Below are 18271 nucleotides of genomic sequence, written 5' to 3'. Positions count from 1 at the left end.
CCGAAGCGGTTTCACTGGCACCTCTCCGGCATCTCGGAGGTGGGCACGGGCGTGATGGGCACGTTGATCTCGAGCTGATCGACCCGGATGCGGCCGGTCACCCGGCAGGCGTAGTAGTTGAACCAGCTGCCGTAGCTGACCGTCCGGGTCAGCCGGTTGAGCCGGTCGGGCATCGTCTGCAGGGTGCGCTCGAGCATCGGGAGGTCCTCGTTGAGCACTCCGGTGACGTCGCGCAGCGCGCTGATGTTGTCCCGCAGCGGTTTCCGGGCATCGTGCACCAGGCCCGCGGTGGTGTTGGTGAGCTCATCGAGCGCCACGATGGCCTCGCCGACCGGTTCGCGCTGCTCGGCGAGTCCGCTGGTGAGCTTCTGCAGCGCGTCGATGAGCTCTTCCAGCTGCGGCCCGCGCGCGTTGACCGTGCCCAGCACCGCGTTGAGGTTCTCGATGACCTGACCGATGACCTGGTCCTTCTGCGCCAAGGTGTTGGTCAGCGAGGCGGTGTGCTGCAGCAGGTTCTCGACGGTGGCTCCTTCGCCCTGCAGCACCTGCACGAGTTCCCCGGCCAGCTTGTTGACGTCCTCGGGCGAGAGCGCTTTGAACAGCGGCTGGAACCCGTTGAACAGCGCGGTGAGGTTCAGCGCCGGGTGGGTGCGTTCGATCGGGATCTGAGCGCCCGGCTCCAGCACCTCGCCCGGGTCGCGCAGCGGCGCGTCCAGGTCGAGGTAGCGCTGGCCCGCGATGTTGCGGAACTTCACGGTCGCTTCCACGTCGCGGGGCAACTTGCGGTCGGCGGCGAGGTCGAAGCGAACCAGCGCGTGCTTGCCGTCGACGATCTCCAGTTCGCTGACCCGCCCCACGCGCACCCCGGCCATCCGCACGTCATCGCCTTCGCCGAGCCCGGAGGCGTCGGCGAACTTCGCGGAGTAGATCTCCGAGTCGCCCGCGTCGTTGGCCGCGATGGTGGAGACCAGAATGCCCGTGAGGGTGACCGTGACCAGCACGAAAGCGGTGAGCTTGAGCAGTGGCGCGGTGATCGACCTGGCCGATCTCATTTCAGGTTCACCTCCGTTCCCCGGTAGACCGGACCGACCAGCAGGGAGCTCCAGTCCGGCACGTCGGCCGGTCGGGCGTCGAGCTGCCCGGACAGCAGCACCGACAGCAGGTCCCGCTCGGCCGGGGAGTTGGCGACCGAATCACCGGTGGCCGCTTGCGGACTGGTGGAAGCCGGTGCGGGCGAGTCGTTCTCCCACGGGAAGACCTCCTCGCGCGAGCGCGGCGGTTCCGGGTGCATCGAGCCGTCCTGGATGGGCCCGCCGGGCGGGTACTGCGGGAAGGTGTCCGGCGGCTCCACGAACGGGTAGCAGCGGGGGCCGCGCTGGTCGAGGTTCTTCGGGTCGTCGCGCCCGGGAACGTACTTGCCGCGGCTGGCGGTCACCTCGAGGGTGAACTTGCCGATGTTGGGGTGCTTCGACCCCTTGCCGAAGGACTCGTTCGCCGGTTCGATCCCGGCCTCGAACTGCTTGAGCATGCAGGGATACTCCGGCGAGTACTCGGCCAGCAGTTCCAATGTGGACCGGGAGGTGTCCGCCAGTCGGATGAAGTTGCCCGCGTTGACCTCCATGAAGCGGTCGATATCGGTGCTCGCCGAGGTCAGCGTTCCGGTGAGGTGCTGCAGCTGGGTCTTCTGCTCCACGATGGTGCGGCTGGTCGTCGACATGTCCCGCACCGCGCGCAGCAAGTCGGGAGCGGCATCGGCGTAGGTGTTGGACACCTCGTCCAGACGGTCGATCACCGATTCCAGCTTGGGCAGCGACGGGTGGAACTTCTCCAGGTAGGCGTCCAGCTGAACCAACGTGTCGCCGAGCTGCTCACCCCTGCCCCGCAACGCCTGCGAGACCGCGTCGAGCGTGGTGGCGACCTGCTGCGGCTGCACGGCCTGCAGCACCGGCATCAGATCGTCCAGCACCTCCTCGATCTCCATGGCCGACTCGCTGCGGTCCTGGGCGATCACATCGCCGGAGGCCAGCGTGGCGTTCGCGGTGCGCTGCGGGATGTCGAGCGAGACGTAGCGCTCGCCGAAGAGCGTCTTCGGCAGCAACCGGGCCCGGACGTTGGCGGGGATCATCTCCGCCTTGTCGGGTTGCAGCGCCAGTCGCAGCCGGGCGCCGCCCCTTCCGGCGTTGATCTCGCGCACCTCGCCGACGACCACTCCGCGCACCTTCACATCGGCGCCGGATTGCATCTGGTTGCCCGCGGTGTCGGCCTCGAGGGTGATGGGGACGTGCGGGGTGAAGACCTTGTTGTAGGCGCCGATGGTGCCCGCGAGGAACATCGCGACCACGGCGAGGAACGCCACGCCCATCACCTGCAGCCTCCGCCGGCTCGGCCCCGCGCTCATCCGGCGATCCGAACGGTCGTGGTCGATCCCCAGATCGCCAGGCTGCAGAAGAAGTCCAGCACGGTCACCAGCACGATCGAGGTCCGCACGGCGTTGCCGACCGCGATCCCGACGCCCGCGGGTCCGCCGCGCGCGGTGAATCCGTAGTAGCAGTGGGTCAGGATCACCGCGACGCTGAACACGATGACCTTGCCGAAGGACCACAGCACGTCCTCCGGCGGCAGGAACAGGTGGAAGTAGTGGTCGTAGGTCCCCGCTGACTGGCCGTAGACCCAGACCGTGATCTGCCGGGAGGCCAGGTACGACCCGAGCAGCCCCACCACGTACAGCGGGATCACCGCGGCCACCCCGGCCAGCACCCGGCTGGTCACCAGGTACGGAACGCTGCGCACGCCCATCACTTCCAGCGCGTCGATCTCGTCGGAGATCCGCATCGAGCCGAGCTGCGCGGTGAAACCGCAGCCGACCGTCGCCGACAACGCCAGGCCCGCCGACAGCGGTGCCACCTCGCGGGTGTCGAAGTAGGCGGCGATGAACCCGGTCAGCGCCGCGGTCCCCAGCTGGTCCAGCGAGGAGTAGCCCTGCAGCCCGACCACGGCGCCGGTGGCCATGGTCATGCCGACCATCACGCCGAGCGTGCCGCCGATGATGGCCAGCGCGCCGCTGCCGAAGACCACCTCGGTGAGCAGCCGCAGGGTCTCCTTGCGGTAACGGCGCAGCGTGACCGGGATCAGCAGCAGCGCCCGCAGGTAGAACCACAGCTGCCACCCGAGGTTCTCCAGCACGTTGCCGGGCACCGCAGCGGCCTTGCGCAGTTCGCGCTGCGCGGTCGTCGACGTCGGGACGCGGTCCAGAACGGCCATCACAACCCCTTCGGCGGGACGAGCTGCAGGTAGATCCCGGTCAGCAGGAGGTTGATCAGGAACAGCAGCAGGAAGGTGATGACCACGGCCTGGTTGACCGCGTCACCCACGCCCTTCGGACCGCCCGTGGGGTTGAGCCCGCGGTAGGCGGCCACCACCCCGGCCACGAAGCCGTAGACGGCGGCCTTGAGCTCGCTGATCCAGATGTCGGGCAGGCTGGCCAGCGCGTTGAAGCTCGCCAGGTAGGCACCCGGGGTGCCGCCCTGCAGGATCACGTTGAAGAAGTAGCCACCGAGCACGCCGACGACGCTGACCAGCCCGTTGAGCAGCAGCGAGATCAGCACCGCCCCGCACACCCGGGGCACGACGAGGCGGTGCACCGGCGAGACGCCCAGCACCTCCAGCGCATCGATCTCCTCGCGGATGGTGCGCGCCCCGATGTCGGCGCACACGGCCGAGCCGCCTGCCCCGGCCACCAGGAGAGCCGTGATCAGCGGGCTCGCCTGCTGCAGGATCGCCAGGGCGCTGGCCGCGCCGGTGAAGGACTGGGCACCGATCTGCTGGGTCAGCGAACCCAGCTGCATGGCGATCACGGCGCCGAACGGAATCGCCACCATCGCCGTGGGCAGGATGGTCACGCTGGCGAAGAACCAGGCCTGCTGGATCCATTCGCGCACGGCGAAGGGCCTGCGCGGGATGTTGCGCAGCACCTCCCACGCCAGGGTGGCGATCCTGCCCACGTGGCCGAACGAGGCCACTAAGCCCGAGGTAGGCGCGGTCATCGCGGCCCCACCGCGGTCGCGGTGCCCAGCCTCATCGTTCCTCCCGGTTCTCAGGGGATCGACAGCACGTCCGTCGCGGCGAACGTCCTGTCCGGGTCGCGGTCGGCGAAGTAGTCACCGAGCCCCTTCTCCAGCTCCTGCTGGGTCCACAGCGGGCCATCGGTCTCGAAGCGCTGCTCCACCGCGGGCGGTGCGAGCAGCGCGACCACACCGCTGTGCACCACGAAGACCTGCCCGCTGATCGCCCGCGCGCTCGGTCCGGCCAGGTAGGTCACCAGCGGTGCGACGTGCTCGACCGACAACGGGTCCACTCCCCCCTCCGGCGCCTCGCCGAAGGTGTGCGCGGTCATTCCGGTCCGAGCGCGCGGACAGATCGCGTTGGCGCGCACGCCCATTCGCGCCATCGCGCGCGAGGTGGACACGGTCAGCGCGGCGATGCCGCCCTTGGCCGCGGCGTAGTTCGGCTGCCCGGCGGAGCCCAGCAGGAACGCCTCCGAGGCGGTGTTGATGATGCTGCCGCAGGTCGCGCCGGTGTCCTTGTACTCCTGACGCCAGTGCGCGGAAACGTTGCGCGAGAGCAGGAAGTGACCGCGCAAGTGCACCGCCAGCACCTGATCCCACTCCTCGTCGGACATCTTGAACAGCATCCGGTCGCGCAGCAGCCCGGCGTTGTTCACCAGCACCTGCGGCCCGCCGAAGCGCCGCACGGCGACGTCGAGCAGCTCGTCGGCGGTCTCGCGCGAGGACACGTCGCCGACGACGGCGACCGCCCTGGTCCCGATCTCCTCGATCTCCGAGACCACCTCGTGCGCGGCCTCGCTGACGTCGTTGACCACCACGTCGGCGCCGTTGCGGGCCAGTTCCAGGGCTTCGGCGCGCCCCAGACCGGCACCGGCGCCGGTGACGATCGCTGCCTTTCCATCCAAACTCGACACTGAGCCTCACCTCTGTCGAAGGTGACGATGGCGTTGTACTGCCGTGACGTTAGCCACACACAGTAGAATGAGTTCTCGTTGCGGATCAATAGATGCCCTGAAATTACGGTCTTATGCCGCGTGTTCAGCGCAAATGGGCTTCCGCGTCCAGGTAAAACGTGTTCTAACAAATTGGACACGATGGTCGGCGCCGGAGCCCTCCGGCCGCCACGCCCGCCCCTTCAACGACCCTCCCCCGTCCGGGTCACTACTCCATTCGGGCAACGCCTGGACATTATTAGAACACGTTCTAGAATACGCCATGCGGCCACTGCCGCGCACTCTCGACCTCAACAGCGGTCGCGGTCTATGGTTTTAGAAACGTGTTTCACACGCTTCCCGTCCGGGAGGACGCATGCGCATCGCCTACACGCCCGAGCAGGACGAGCTGCGGCGGGAGTTGCGCGCCTACTTCGCCGACCTGATGACACCGGAGCTGCGCGCGGAGCTCACCGCCGGTGGCGACTACGGCGACGGGCGGGCCTACCAGCAGCTGGTCCGGCAGATGGGCGCCGACGGCTGGCTGGCCCTGGGCTGGCCGGAGGAGTTCGGCGGGCAGAACCGCTCGATGCTCGATCAGCTGATCTTCACCGACGAGGCGGCCATCGCCGGTGCGCCGGTGCCGTTCCTGACGCTCAACAGCATCGCGCCGACGATCATGCGCTTCGGCACCCCCGAGCAGAAGGCGCACTACCTGCCCAAGATCGCCGCAGGCGAGATCCACTTCGCGATCGGGTACTCCGAGCCCGAGGCGGGAACGGACCTGGCCTCGCTGCGCACCACCGCGGTGCGCGACGGCGACGAGTACGTGATCAACGGGCAGAAGATGTGGACCAGCCTGATCCAATACGCCGACTACGTCTGGCTGGCCTGCCGCACCGATCCGGAGGCGAAGAAGCACAAGGGGCTGAGCATCCTGGTCGTCCCCACCGAGTCGGAGGGCTTCTCCTGGACGCCGGTACGCACCGTCGCCGGCCCCACCACCAGCGCGACCTACTACTCGGACGTGCGGGTCCCGGCCTCCGAGCTGGTGGGCACCGAGAACGAGGGCTGGCCGCTGATCACCAACCAGCTCAACCACGAGCGCGTGGCGCTGACCTCGGCCGCACCTCTGCAGCTGGCGCTCTCGGAGGTCCGGGACTGGGCGCTGGCGACGCGGCTGGCCGACGGGCGCCGGGTCATCGACCAGGAATGGGTGCAGCAGCACCTGGCACGAGTGCACGCGGGCGCGGAGTTCCTCAAGCTGATGAACTGGAAGATCGCCACCACCGCCGAGCGGCACCCGACCCCGGCGGCGGCCTCGGCCACCAAGGTCTACGGCACCGAGTTCGCCACCGAGGCATACCGCCTGCTGATGGAGGTCCTCGGCTCGGCGGCCTACGTCCGCGGCGGCTCGGCCGGTGCGGTCCTCGCCGGACGCATCGAACGCATGCACCGCTCCGCCCTGATCCTGACCTTCGGCGGCGGGACCAACGAGGTCCAGCGCGACATCATCGCCACCGTCGGTCTCGGACTCCCGCACGCCAAACGCTGACCTGGAGACGACATGGACTTCGCACCGAGCGAGGAGCAGCAGGACCTGGCGGGGCTGACCGCGCGCATCCTCTCCGACCAGGTCACCAACGAGCGCCTCCGGGAGATCGAGGCGCTCGACGACCGGTTCGACCAGCGATTGTGGAAGCAGCTGGCCGAGTCCGACGTCCTCGGCGCGGCCCTGCCCGCTCCGGAGGGCGGCGGGTTCGGCCTGCTCGAGCAGTGCGGCGTGCTGGTGGAGCTCGGACGGACCGTCGCCCCGGTTCCGTACCTGTCGTCGATCACCGCGGGCGCGGCGATCCTGGCCGAGTTCGGCACTGCCGAGCACCGCCGCCGGTGGGTGGCGCCCGCCGCGCGCGGCGAGGTCGTGCTGACGGCGGCGCTGACCGAGGATCCCGGCACCGATCCGGGAACTCCGGTGACGCGCGCCGACCGCGACGGTGCCGATTGGGTCCTCACCGGCGCGAAGACGAACGTGCCCGCGATGGCCCTCGCCGATCTGATCCTCGTCCCCGCCGCGACCGAGCGGGGCACCCGGGTCTTCCTCGTCGAACCCGGCACCACCGGGCTTCGAGCGCAGCGGCAGGAGATCGTCGACTCCGACAGCGAGGGGTCGCTCGAACTGACCGCCGTGCGAGTCCCCGACTCCGAAGCGCTCCCGGCCGGGGCGTTCGAGGCGCTGCTGCAGCGGGCGACCATCGGGGTGTGCGCGCATCAGGTCGGCGTGCTCTCGGCCGCGCTGGAGCGGACCAGCGACTACGCGGGCCAGCGAGTGCAGTTCGGCCGACCGATCGGCGGCTTCCAGGCCGTGGCGCAGCGGCTCGCCGACGGCTTCATCGACGTCGAGGCCGCGCGGCTGACGATGTGGCAGGCCGCCTGGACGGCCGCCGAAGGCCTGCCGTGCACCACCGAGGTCGCCACCGCGAAGTTCTGGGCCGCCGAAGCCGGCCACCGGGTCGCGCACACCGCGGTCCACGTGCACGGCGGAGTCGGCATCGACCTGGACCACGAGCTGCACCGCTACTTCGTGGCGGCCAAGCGCGGCGAGTTCGCCCTCGGCGGCGCCACGACCCAGCTCCGCCGCATCGGGGCCCGTTTGGCAGCCAAGTAATGGAACCAGTTCTAGACCGGGTTGCCCGATCCCATAGCGCACATTGCACGCATTCCTATAACCTGTTTCAGATACTTCTCGATGGAGGGACACGATGAGCGGGACGGAGCGTGAGCACGGGGCGCGCACGATCGATGCCGGCGCCCCACCGCAACGATTCGCCCGGGGCTGGCACTGCCTCGGCCTTGCCGACGAGTTCCGCGACGGAAACCCGCACGCGGTGGAGGCCTTCGGCACCAAACTCGTCGTGTTCGCCGACAGCGGCGGCCAGCTGCACGTGCTCGACGGCTACTGCAGGCACATGGGCGGCGACCTCACCCAGGGAACCATCAAGGGCGACGCGGTCGCGTGCCCGTTCCACGACTGGCGCTGGGGCGGCAACGGCCGCTGCACCTCGATTCCGTACGCCAAGCGCGTGCCGCCGCGCGCGCGAACCCGGTCCTGGCCGACCATCGAGGAGAACAAGCAGCTGCTGATCTATCACGACCCGGAGGGCAATCCGCCGCCGGAGGACGTGACGGTGCCGCGCATCGAGGAGGTCTTCACCGACGAGTGGTCGAACTGGACCTGGGACCGGGTGCGCATCGACGACTCCAACTGCCGGGAGATCATCGACAACGTCGTGGACATGGCGCACTTCTTCTACGTGCACTACGCCTTCCCGACGTACTTCAAGAACATCTTCGAGGGGCACGTCGCCACCCAGTACCTGCGCTCGCGCGGCAGGCCGGACGTGGGCGCGGGCGGCAACTACTCCGGTGAGGACACCGAGCTGCGCTCCGAGGCGTCCTACTACGGGCCCGCTTACATGATCAACCGGCTGTGGACCGACTTCAAGGGCACGCCGATCGACGCGTTCCTGATCAACTGCCACTACCCGGTCTCGCCGACGAGCTTCGTGCTGCAGTGGGGTGTTTCGGTCAAGAAGCTGCCCGGTCTGGACGACGAGCAGGCGGACCTGGTCGCCGAGAAGTTCGCCAAGTCCTTCGGCGTCGGTTTCATGCAGGACGTGGAGATCTGGCGGAACAAGACCCGCATCGACAACCCGCTGCTGGTCGAGGAGGACGGGCCGGTCTACCAGCTGCGCCGCTGGTACGACCAGTTCTACGTGGACGCCGACGAGGTCACCGACGAGATGGCGGCCCGCTTCGAGTTCGAGGTGGACACCACGCGCGCGGTCGAGGCGTGGGAGGCCGAAGTGGCCGCCAACCTCGCGGCTCGGGAAGCGGAGAGCACGTCGTGACCAGCACCGAGTCGGACCGCCGGGAGTACCTCGACGGCGGTCTGCGCCCGCTGAGCTGCCGCGATTGCGGTGTCCACGTGCTGGTCAAGAAGCTCAGCCCGGAGCAGACCAGCATCCAGTGGACCGGCCCGGCGACGACCTGCCCGGAGATCGCCGCCCGTGCCGCGGGTGGCGAGCATCCGGCCGAGATCGACACCTGCCCGCGGCTGCGCAGCAGCATCCACCGAGCCATCGACGAGGGCCGGATACCGGTCCCGGGGGAAACGAGTGAGTCCAGCGAACCGCAGCGGTGATGCGCTGAGCCCGATGGCCGAAGCCGAGCTCAACGGCTCCGGGCAGCGCGATCGGCGAAAACGGATCATAGACGCGACGATCGCGCTGGCCGACAAGGGCGGGTTCGACGCGGTGCAGATGCGCACCGTCGCCGAACGCGCCGACGTCGCGCTGGGCACCCTTTATCGGTACTTCCCCTCGAAGGTGCACCTGCTGGTGGCCGGCCTGGTGCGCGAGCTGGAGCGCATCCAGGACCGGCTGGAACGGTCCCCGGTGCCCGGCGACACCCCCTACGAACGGCTCCTGGTGGTCCTGGGACGCCTGACCCGCGCCTTTCAGCGCAACCCCAATCAGGCCGAGGCGGTCACCCGCGCCCTCATGTCGGCCGACACCTCGGCCGCCGCCGAGGTCGACGCGGCCAACCACCTGGTGACCTCGATGTTCATCCGGATCCTCGCCGAGGGCTCCCCCACCGACGAGCAGGTCGCCATCGCCGGGGTCATCAGCGACGTCTGGCTGTCCAACCTCGTGGCGTGGGTGACCCGCCGAGCCACGGCCTCCGACGTCTCGCACCGGCTCGAACTAACGGTGCGCCTGCTGCTCCGCCCGTAGGTCTCGGGCGATGTCGCATCCCGGGCCCTGCGTGGCGGTGCGGGTAGCGGCTCCTCGGACGCCGCCGGGCGAGAACAGCCGGCAGCGCCGCGCAGGCAGCTGCTCGAGTCGCGGATCCCGCAGCCGGGCGGCGTCCGAGTTCCGCACCCCGGCACCGCCACGCAAACCCCAAACTGGAATACCCCGGAAATCGAAATACCTAGGGGCGGTAGAAGGCGTGGGTGGCGGTGCAGCCGCCGTCCGCGACGAACTCGGCGCCGGTGCAGTAGCCGCTCTCGTCGGAGGCCAGGAAGACCACCAGGCCGACCACGTCCTCGGGCTCGCCCGGTCTGCCGAGCGGGACCATCTCGCCGATCGGCGAGATGTCGCCGTCGCCGGTGAAGTCGCGGATCATGCCGGTGTCGACCATGCCGGGGTGCACCGAGTTGACCCGGATGCCGCGGCGGCCGAGCTCGGTGGCGGCGGCCTTGGTCATGCCTCGGATGGCGAACTTGCTCGCGGTGTAGGCGACGAGGTTGGGCATCCCGCCGAGGCCCTCGACCGAGGAGAAGTTGACGATGGAGCCGCCGCCCGCAGCGTCGAGCTCCGGAACCGCGGCGCGCATGCCCAGGAACGTGCCGAACTGGTTGACCCGCACGATGCGCTCGTACTCGGCGAGCTCCATGTCCTCCAGCGCGGAGAACGTGAGCACGCCGGCGTTGTTGACCAGCACGTCGAGCTTCCCGAACTGCTGGGTGGTGGCGACGACGGCCGCGGCCCAGTCGGTTTCGTCGGAGACGTCCAGCCGCTGGAAGATCGCGGCGTCACCGAGCTCGTCGGCGGTTCGCTTGCCCAGTTCCTCGCGCACGTCGGCGATCACCACCGAGGCGCCTTCGGCGACGAAACCCCGTGCGATCGCGGCACCTTGGCCGCGCGCCGCACCGGTGATCAACGCGACCTTGCCCGCAAGCCGTCCCATGCACCCTCCTAGATTCCGAGCTTGCCCGCCAGTCGCACGAGGAAGGATTCGACCTCGTCGGCGGGTTTGTGCTGAAAGCCGAACAACACCTCGGTGACGCCCAGCTCCGCCCAGCGCGCCAGCAGTTCCGGGTCGGGTTTGCCCGCCAGCGCCACGATCTGCGGTGCCCCGTCCCGGCCGGCCTCGCGCCAGGTCTGGTGCAGCAGCGCGACCTTGTCGTCGAGCGCGCCCTCGGTGGGCGTGGTGATCCAGCCGTCGGCGGAGCGCGCGATCCAGTCGAACGTCCGCTCCGTCCCGCCAGCGCCGATGAGCACCGGAACCCGGGGCTGCTGCGCGGGTTTCGGGAAGGCCCAGCTGGGCCCGAACGAGACGTGCTCGCCCTGGTAGGAGGCTTCCTGCTGACTCCACAGCGCTTGCATGGCCTCGAGGTACTCGCGCAGCACCGTGCGGCGGCGTTGCGGCGGTACGCCGTGGTGGACGAGCTCGTCGGTGTTCCAGCCGAACCCGGCCCCCAGGGTGACCCGCCCGCCGGTGAGGTGGTCGAGGGTGGCGATGGTCTTGGCCAGCGCGATCGGGTCGTGCTCGACGGGCAGCGCCACGGCGGTGGACAGCCGGATGCGCTCGGTGCCCGCCGCGATCATCGACAGCACCACCCACGGGTCCAGGGTCCGCAGGTACTTGTCGTCGGGCAGCTCGGAGGTCCCGGTTCCGGGGTGCGCGGCTTCGCGGGCTACCGGGATGTGGGTGTGCTCGGGCACCCAGAAGGAGTGGAAACCGGCCCGTTCCGCCGCTCGCGCGGCCTGCAGCGGTGACGGGCCGGTGTCGCTGGTGAACTGCACGATGCCGTACTTCATGCGCTGCTCTCCCGGGTGGCGACGTGGCGTCCCGCGCGGCGTCCGGAGTAGACGCAGTCGGCGAGGGACAGCCCGCTGACGTAGGACTCCGAGCAGATGCCGCTCGCGTTGCGCCCCGCCGCGTACAGGCCCGCGATGGTGCTGCCGTCGGCGCGCGCGACCAGACCGGAGGCCTCGTCGACGGCCAGTCCGCCGAGGGTGATCATCGGGCAGGGGTAGCCCTGCCGGGTGCGCAGCGAGCAGTCGAAGGCGTAGTACGGACCGCGCTCGATGGCTTGCAGGTACTGCTCGGCCTTGCCGAAGGCGTCCGGACCGCCCGCGTTGTAGGCCGAGAGCGTGCGCACCAGGCCGCGTTCGTCGATACCGGTACGGCGGGCGAGCTCTTCGACGCTGTCCGCCTTGATGTGGCCGGCGCGGAAGAGGTACTCCATCTGCAGCCGCTGGAACCACAGCGTCTGCTCGGGCAGCTGCCGCTTGGCCTCGTCGACGAGCCGCTGGTCGGCGATGAGGTACGCGATGCCGCCGTGCTCCTCGACCATTCGCTCGCCGACCTTGGCGCCGTAGGACAGCTCGTTGACGAACCGCTCCCCCGCCCCGTCGACCAGCACGCCCTTGGACAGGGCGACCGGCGGGTTGATGAACCGCCAGGCCGAGACCCGATGCATCCGGGTGGTGGCGCCGCCGACAGCTCGTCCCAGGCGAATGCCGCTGCCGTCGTCGCCGATGGTGCCCAGCGCCGATCCGGACCGGTAGGCGGGCGCGTGCTCGGTCAGCATCGGCTTGTTGAACACGAAACCGCCCGCGGCCAGCACCACGCCCCGGCGGGCCCGCACCCGGGTGAGCACGCCGGAGCGCTCGATCCGCCGGAGCGGACCGTCCAGGCGCTTGCCCAGCGGCCGGTAGTAGATGTTGAGCTTGCGGTTCCAGTTCGACAGCAGCCGGTGGGCGGCGCGTTTGAACCCGCCGGGCAACCGCATGCACTGAGCCCCGATGACGTTCCCGCTCGCATCGGTGATCAGCTCGGTGACGGTGCTCTGGCGCCACACCCGCACGCCCTTGGCGCGCGCGGCGGCGTCGAGGTTGTCGGTCAGCCCCTTGCCCGAGGTTCCCTTGCCGTGCACCCGGTGTCCGCGCGGGGCGGGTTCGGCCACCTCGGAGTACGGCGGGGTGATCTCGTTGCCCGAGTAGTACAGGTAGTGCTCGTTGGTCGGGTACGAGGTCTTGTACGGGCAGAAGCTGGAGTCGAACGGGACTCCGTGCGACTGGAGCCATTCGAGGTTGTCGATGCTGGTTTCGCAGAATTCGCGCAGGGTCTCGTCGGAGACCGCCCCGTTGGTCTCCAGCCGCAGGTACTCCAGCATCGCCCCGGTGGTGTCGGCGAAGCCGGCATCCTTCTGCTGGGCGGTCCCGCCGCCCGCGTAGACCACGCCGCCGCTGATCGCGGTCGCCCCTCCCCCGTCGAAGCGGTCCAGCGCGAGCACCTCCGAGCCGTTGTCGGCGGCTTCGATCGCGGCGCAGGCGCCCGCTCCGCCGAAGCCCACCACGAGCACATCGGTCTCGTCGTCCCACTGCTGAGTCATCGGCGCACCCCGCTCCGTGCAACAAGTTCTCGGGATATGGCGTTACCGCTGTCACTGGAAGACGAATGAACAGTAGCATCTCCGCGAGCAAAACTGTAACGTGTTTCAGCATCTTGAGGTCAATGGAGGTGCCATGACAGCGGCCGATTCCGAACCCGCCGACGAGGCCACCTTCGATGTCGTCGTGGTCGGCTCCGGAGCCGCGGGCATGACCGCGGCGCTGACCGCAGCGGACCGGGGCCTGTCGGTCGTCGTCATCGAAAAGGACCGCTACTACGGAGGTTCCACCGCTCGCTCCGGCGGCGGCGTGTGGGTCCCGGACAACGAACTGCTGCGCAAGGCCAACGCGGGCGACAGCGCCGAGCTGGCCGCCACCTACCTGGAAAACCTCGTGGGCGAGCAGGTCTCGGCCGAGCGCAGGCGCGCCCTGCTGGACAACGGCCCCGAGATGCTCTCGCTGGTGCTGCGCCGCACGCCGATGGAGCTGAAGTGGATCCCCGGCTACTCCGACTACTACCCGGAGCTGCCCGGCGGATTGGCGGGCGGACGCACCCTGGAACCCAAGCCCTTCGACGGGCGCCTGCTCGGCTCGGAGCTGGCGAACCTGCAACCGCCCTACCTGAAAGCCCCGGTCGGGATGACCGTCACAGCGGCCGAGTACAAGTGGATGAACCTCATCGCGCGGCACCCGCGCGGACTGATCACCGCAGCTCGCGTCGCCGTTCGCCGGATGATCTCGCTGGCCCGCAAGCGCCCGCTGCTGGCACTGGGGCAGGCCCTGGTCGCGGGCCTGCGCGCGGGCCTGCAACGCGCGGACGTGCCGGTGTGGTTGTCGACCTCGCTGCTGGAACTGGAGACCTCCGGCGACCGGGTCACCGGCGTGCTGGTGGAACGCCGGGGCGCCGAGGTCCGGGTGCGCGCCCGGCGCGGCGTGATCCTGGCCGCGGGCGGTTTCGAGCGCAACGAGCGGATGCGCAAGCAATACCAGCGCGAACCGATCAGCACCGAGTGGACGGTGGGCGCCCAGGAGAACACCGGAGACGCGATCGAAGCCGGGCAACGGCTCGGCGCGGCGCTGGACCTGATGGACGACGCCTGGTGGGGCCCGTCGATCCCGCTGACCGGCGGCCCGTACTTCTGCCTTTCCGAGCGCACCCTGCCCGGCTGCGTGATGGTCAACGCGGCGGGCAAGCGCTTCGTCAACGAGGCCACGCCCTACGTCGACGCGGTGCACGCGATGTACGCGGGCAACGAGACCGGGGTCTCGCACATCCCGTGCTGGCTGATCGCCGACCAGCGCTACCGCAACCGCTACACCTTCGCCGGACTGCCGCCGCGGCAGCGCTTCCCCGGCCGCTGGTACAAGGCGGGGGTGGTGCGCTCGGCGGACACGCTCGAGGAACTGGCCGAGGCGATCGAGGTCCCCGCGGGCGATCTGGTGCAAACCGTGCGCAGGTTCAACGGTTTCGCGCACCGGGGCACCGACGAGGACTTCCGGCGTGGTGATTCGGCCTACGACCACTACTACGGCGATCCGCGGCTGCAGAACCCGAGCCTGGCCCCGCTCGAGGTGGCGCCCTTCCACGCGGTCAAGATCGTGCCGGGCGACCTGGGGACCAAGGGCGGACTGCGCACCGACCCCAGGTCCCGGGTACTGCGCGCGGACGGCTCGCCCATCGACGGCCTGTACGCGGCGGGCAACGCCAGCGGTGCGGTCATGGGCAACACCTACGCGGGCGCCGGCGCCACGATCGGACCTGCCATGGTCTTCGGCTACCTGGCCGCCCAGACCATCGCCGATTCCTGACCCGCAACGAGTAGAACCTGTTCTCGCCGTCGGCTACCGTCGGTGCGGACGCAGTCGCGAACCGGGAGGCACCGGAGATGACCTCGACAAGCGCGCAGGCCGCGAACGAACCTCACTGCCTGCTCGAGCAACGCGGCAACGTGCTGGTGGTGACGCTGAACCGACCGCACGCCAAGAACGCGCTGACCGGCGAGATGGTCTCGATCATGATCGAGGCCTGGGACCGCGTCGACAACGACCCGGACATCCGGGCCTGCGTGCTCACCGGCGCGGGCGGTGCGTTCTGCGCGGGTGCCGATCTCAAGAGCATGAGCAACAACCACCCGGGAGATCGGCAATCCGAGTTCGATCCGGCCCGCATCGAGGGCCTGCTCAAGGGACGCAGGCTGACCAAGCCGCTGATCGCCGCGGTGGAGGGCCCGGCCATCGCGGGCGGCACGGAGATCCTGCAGGCCACCGACATCCGGGTCGCGGGCGAGAGCGCGCGGTTCGGCGTCTCCGAACCGCGCTGGGGCCTGTTCCCGCTCGGCGGCTCGGCGGTGCGGCTCCCCCGCCAGATCCCCTACACGGTCGCCGCCGACCTGCTGCTCACCGGCCGTCACATCAAAGCACCCGAGGCGAAGGATCTCGGCCTCATCGGGCACGTCGTGGAGGACGGCAGCGCCCTCGACAAGGCGCTCGAACTGGCCGACCTGGTCGCCTCCAACGGCCCGCTGGCCGTGCAGGCCATCCTGCGGACGATGCGCGACACCGAGGGGATGCCGGAGAACGACGCCTTCCAGGTCGACGCCGAGCTCGGAATGCGGGTGTTCACCAGCCAAGACGCCAAGGAAGGTCCCAAGGCCTTCGCGGAGAAGCGCACGCCCGACTTCAAGGGCCGCTGACCGGCCGGACGTCCGGCAACCGCCCTCCAACCCGCTCGGGCGGGGCGGAGGGCGGTTCCGCGTCGGCTCATTCCCTCCAGCGCGGGCGGCGGTTCTCGGCGTGGGCGCGCATGCCCTCGTGGTAGTCCTCGCTGAGCACCAGGTGGTCGTAGGCGTCGTGCGGATTCGCGATCGCCTCGGCCGGATCGGCGATACCGGTGGTGTCGGTCAGCACCCGCAGGCTCAGCTCGATCGCGCGCGGCGAGGCCGCGAGGATCTCGGAAGCCGCTTCCCTGGCCGTCTCGACGACCTTGCCCGGTTCGGAGAGCCTGCTGACCAGGCCGTGCGAATGCGCCAGTCCCGCGGCGACCCGGCGTCCGGTGAGCAGCATGTCGGTGGCGAGCTTCGCCGGGATCTCGCGGCGGAGGCGGACCAGTCCGGCCGCTGTGGCCAACTGCCCGGAACGGGCCTGGGCCAGGGCGAACTCGGCAGCCGGGTCGGCCACCACGAGGTGACAGGCCAGAGCGATCTCGAGACCCCCGTCGAGCGCCGGGCCGTTGACCGCGGCGATCACCGGTTTCGGCAGGTGCTCGCGAGCGCTCAGCCCGCCCTGACCGTTGCGGGGCGGCATCCACCAGGGCAGGCCGCTCGCCCGGTGGGCGAGGTCGTCACCGGTGCAGAAGACCTCCTCGGTCCCGGTCAGGACGGCCACCCGCAGTCCCGGGTCCGCGAAGAAGGCGTCGAAGACCTCGTCCAGCTCGGCGTGCGCCGGCGGGTGCAGGCTGTTGCGGTGCTCGGGGCGGTCGATGGCGATTTCCAGCAACGCCCCGTCCCTGCGGACCTCGAGGTGCTCGTAGGTCCTGCGGAAGGTGGCGGTCCGCGCGGCGGGCTCGTCCCGGGTGATGCGGTTGCCCTCGGGAGTGGAGCGCACGTGGACGCGCTCCCCGATGGGCTGATCGTTGGCCAGCAGCGCCGGATCGGCGGTGGCGATGAAGCGCCTGCCATCGCGTTGCAGCCGTCCGACGACCACGCCCTGCTCGCTCCCGTGCCGGACGGTGAAGGTCTCGATCCGCGCGGGGCCGTCGGCGCGCTCGGCCTGCGCGACCACCGGCTCGGAGTCGATCTCGGCCTGCAGCTCGGCGTTCCTGGGCTCGCGCCACGGCACCGGGGTGCTGGCGTAGAGCCCGGTCGAGTACTTGCTCTGGATGCCGCCGTTGGCACCGACCAGGCCGAACGAGCCGGGACGTGCCCGCAACCGCTGCGCGGTTTCGGCGATGGCGTGCATCGAGTAGTTGTTGCCCGCGCCCCCGAAGAACGGCAACCCGCCGGTGACCGTGAGCCCGCGCGGGTCGTCGGGCGCCAGGCCGAGCGCGTCGCAGATGTTGAACACCGCGATCGGGAAGCAGCTGTAGAGGTCGATGGTGGTCAACTCGTCCAGGCCGATGCCCGCCAGTTCCAACGCGTGCCGGACGGCGAGAGCCGAGGCCGGGCCGGTGCTGAGATCGGCGCGTTTGAGCAGCTCCTGCTCGCGCAGGTCGGCGCAGCCCGCCAGGAAGACCCACTTCCGCGGGTCGATGCCCAGCCGCCGCGCCGCGCCCGCCGACATCAGCAGCAGCGCCGCGCCCTGGTTGACCTTGTCCCGCGCGCACGCGTAGCGCAGGTAGGGCTCGGCGATCGGGCGGTTCGCCGCGCTCGGTTCGGCCAGCTCCTCGACGCTGCGCGCGACCGGCGAGGCAGCGTGCGGGTTGGCGGCCGCGACCCGGCTGAACGGGGCCAGCAGCTCGGCCATCGCGCGAGCGTACTCCGTCCGCGATGCGCCGAGCCTTGCGCGGCGGGCGTTCTCGGCCAGCGCGTACTGGCTGGCCGGCTCCACCAGGCCGTGCAGGGCGATCATGCGGGTGACGATGCCCTCCAGCCCGTGCCCGCGGTCCTCCAGCTGGCCGTCGATGCGCTCGGTGAAGTCGGCCTGCCGCCCGGACTTCAGCAGGTGCTGCTGGGTGGAGACCGCATCCGCCCCGCAGATCAGCGCGACCCGGTGGGAACCACCCGCGATGGCACCGGCCAGCTCGTTGACCAGTTGTTGCGGCGACTGCCCACCGGTGACCGGCAGGATCGCCCGTTCCGGATCCGCCCCGATTCGCGAGGCGACCGAGCGCGGGAAGTTGTCCGAGCGCCCGTGCGGAGCCGGGGTGAACGGATCGGAGTTCTCGAACTGCCGGGTTCCCGCCACCACGTCGATCTCACCTGCGAGGTGTTCGACACCGGTGTCGGACAACGCCTCTCGCGCGGCCGCGGCGGCGAGTTCCACCGCCGGAAGTGCCCGGTACCCGGACTCGTCGATCCGCTCGGAGAACTGCCCGGCTCCGACCAGCACCGGTGTATCGGCGTGCACGCCGTCGAACTCGCTCACCACGTCTCCT

16 protein-coding genes are annotated in these 18271 nt (G+C 70.0%); 7 read left to right on the top strand and 9 right to left on the bottom strand.

Going from position 1 to position 18271, the window contains the following annotated elements; all coding sequences use genetic code 11:
• Positions 1 to 11: 11 nt before the first annotated feature.
• Genes ABD289_RS09985 through ABD289_RS09965 form a run of 5 tightly spaced genes read right to left on the bottom strand, consistent with a single transcriptional unit; the run spans position 12 to position 4978 of the window.
• Positions 12 to 1052, bottom strand: coding sequence for an MCE family protein (locus ABD289_RS09985; RefSeq protein WP_344129068.1), 1041 nt, complete (start codon positions 1050 to 1052; stop codon positions 12 to 14).
• The gene (locus tag ABD289_RS09980) at positions 1049 to 2362 is read right to left on the bottom strand and encodes an MCE family protein (RefSeq protein WP_344129066.1); all 1314 of its coding nucleotides are present in this window, start codon (positions 2360 to 2362) and stop codon (positions 1049 to 1051) included. The genes ABD289_RS09985 and ABD289_RS09980 overlap by 4 nt, the downstream gene beginning before the upstream one ends.
• 32 nt (positions 2363 to 2394) lie before the next feature.
• A complete protein-coding gene (locus ABD289_RS09975; RefSeq protein ID WP_344129064.1) occupies positions 2395 to 3261 on the bottom strand; it encodes an MlaE family ABC transporter permease in 867 nt (288 codons plus the stop codon).
• Positions 3261 to 4043: an MlaE family ABC transporter permease gene (locus ABD289_RS09970; RefSeq protein ID WP_344129062.1), complete on the bottom strand. Its 783-nt coding sequence runs from the start codon at positions 4041 to 4043 to the stop codon at positions 3261 to 3263. Before ABD289_RS09970 ends, ABD289_RS09975 begins: the two co-directional genes overlap by 1 nt.
• A 50-nt stretch (positions 4044 to 4093) precedes the next feature.
• Positions 4094 to 4978 (bottom strand): 3-oxoacyl-ACP reductase, encoded by an 885-nt coding sequence (locus ABD289_RS09965; RefSeq protein ID WP_344129060.1) that lies wholly within the window; start codon positions 4976 to 4978, stop codon positions 4094 to 4096.
• 394 nt (positions 4979 to 5372) lie between these two features.
• Here ABD289_RS09965 and ABD289_RS09960 point away from each other — a divergent pair, with 394 nt between their 5' ends.
• The 5 genes from ABD289_RS09960 (at position 5373) to kstR (ending at position 9789) form a co-directional block, all read left to right on the top strand.
• Positions 5373 to 6551, top strand: coding sequence for an acyl-CoA dehydrogenase family protein (locus ABD289_RS09960; RefSeq protein ID WP_344129058.1), 1179 nt, complete (start codon positions 5373 to 5375; stop codon positions 6549 to 6551).
• A gap of 12 nt (positions 6552 to 6563) precedes the next feature.
• Positions 6564 to 7661, top strand: a complete 1098-nt coding sequence (locus tag ABD289_RS09955; RefSeq protein ID WP_344129056.1) for an acyl-CoA dehydrogenase family protein — start codon at positions 6564 to 6566, stop codon at positions 7659 to 7661.
• Between the two features lie 94 nt (positions 7662 to 7755).
• On the top strand, positions 7756 to 8904 hold the full coding sequence (locus ABD289_RS09950; RefSeq protein WP_344129054.1) for a 3-ketosteroid-9-alpha-monooxygenase, oxygenase component: 1149 nt from the start codon (positions 7756 to 7758) through the stop codon (positions 8902 to 8904).
• Positions 8901 to 9197, top strand: a complete 297-nt coding sequence (locus tag ABD289_RS09945; RefSeq protein ID WP_344129052.1) for a hypothetical protein — start codon at positions 8901 to 8903, stop codon at positions 9195 to 9197. The genes ABD289_RS09950 and ABD289_RS09945 overlap by 4 nt, the downstream gene beginning before the upstream one ends.
• Before the next feature lie 13 nt (positions 9198 to 9210).
• Positions 9211 to 9789, top strand: a complete 579-nt coding sequence (kstR, locus tag ABD289_RS09940; RefSeq protein ID WP_344129223.1) for a cholesterol catabolism transcriptional regulator KstR — start codon at positions 9211 to 9213, stop codon at positions 9787 to 9789.
• Positions 9790 to 9988: 199 nt separating this feature from the next.
• On the opposite strand, the gene ABD289_RS09935 is transcribed toward kstR, so the two are convergent.
• From ABD289_RS09935 to ABD289_RS09925, 3 genes are read right to left on the bottom strand one after another with little or no spacing between them, the layout of a single operon-like run.
• The gene (locus ABD289_RS09935; protein ID WP_344129050.1) at positions 9989 to 10747 is read right to left on the bottom strand and encodes a glucose 1-dehydrogenase; all 759 of its coding nucleotides are present in this window, start codon (positions 10745 to 10747) and stop codon (positions 9989 to 9991) included.
• Between the two features lie 8 nt (positions 10748 to 10755).
• A complete protein-coding gene (locus ABD289_RS09930) occupies positions 10756 to 11601 on the bottom strand; it encodes an LLM class F420-dependent oxidoreductase (RefSeq protein ID WP_344129048.1) in 846 nt (281 codons plus the stop codon).
• Positions 11598 to 13181, bottom strand: coding sequence for an FAD-binding protein (locus ABD289_RS09925; protein ID WP_344129046.1), 1584 nt, complete (start codon positions 13179 to 13181; stop codon positions 11598 to 11600). The genes ABD289_RS09930 and ABD289_RS09925 overlap by 4 nt, the downstream gene beginning before the upstream one ends.
• A gap of 133 nt (positions 13182 to 13314) precedes the next feature.
• Between ABD289_RS09925 and kstD the strand changes: the two genes are divergently transcribed.
• Together kstD and ABD289_RS09915 are read left to right on the top strand one after the other, a co-directional pair.
• Positions 13315 to 14988: a 3-oxosteroid 1-dehydrogenase gene (kstD, locus tag ABD289_RS09920; protein ID WP_344129044.1), complete on the top strand. Its 1674-nt coding sequence runs from the start codon at positions 13315 to 13317 to the stop codon at positions 14986 to 14988.
• A gap of 77 nt (positions 14989 to 15065) precedes the next feature.
• Positions 15066 to 15872, top strand: a complete 807-nt coding sequence (locus ABD289_RS09915) for a crotonase/enoyl-CoA hydratase family protein (RefSeq protein ID WP_344129042.1) — start codon at positions 15066 to 15068, stop codon at positions 15870 to 15872.
• Between the two features lie 67 nt (positions 15873 to 15939).
• On the opposite strand, the gene ABD289_RS09910 is transcribed toward ABD289_RS09915, so the two are convergent.
• Complete coding sequence (locus ABD289_RS09910; protein WP_344129040.1) at positions 15940 to 18261, bottom strand: acetyl-CoA acetyltransferase; 2322 nt, start codon at positions 18259 to 18261, stop codon at positions 15940 to 15942.
• Between the last annotated feature and the right edge of the window lie 10 nt (positions 18262 to 18271).

The sequence above is a fragment of the Saccharopolyspora halophila genome (assembly GCF_039531955.1).
In the GTDB taxonomy this organism is placed as follows: Bacteria; Actinomycetota; Actinomycetes; order Mycobacteriales; family Pseudonocardiaceae; genus Saccharopolyspora; species Saccharopolyspora halophila.
The sequence above is the reverse complement of the archived record's forward strand: the minus strand, read 5'-3'. Positions and strand labels throughout refer to the sequence as shown.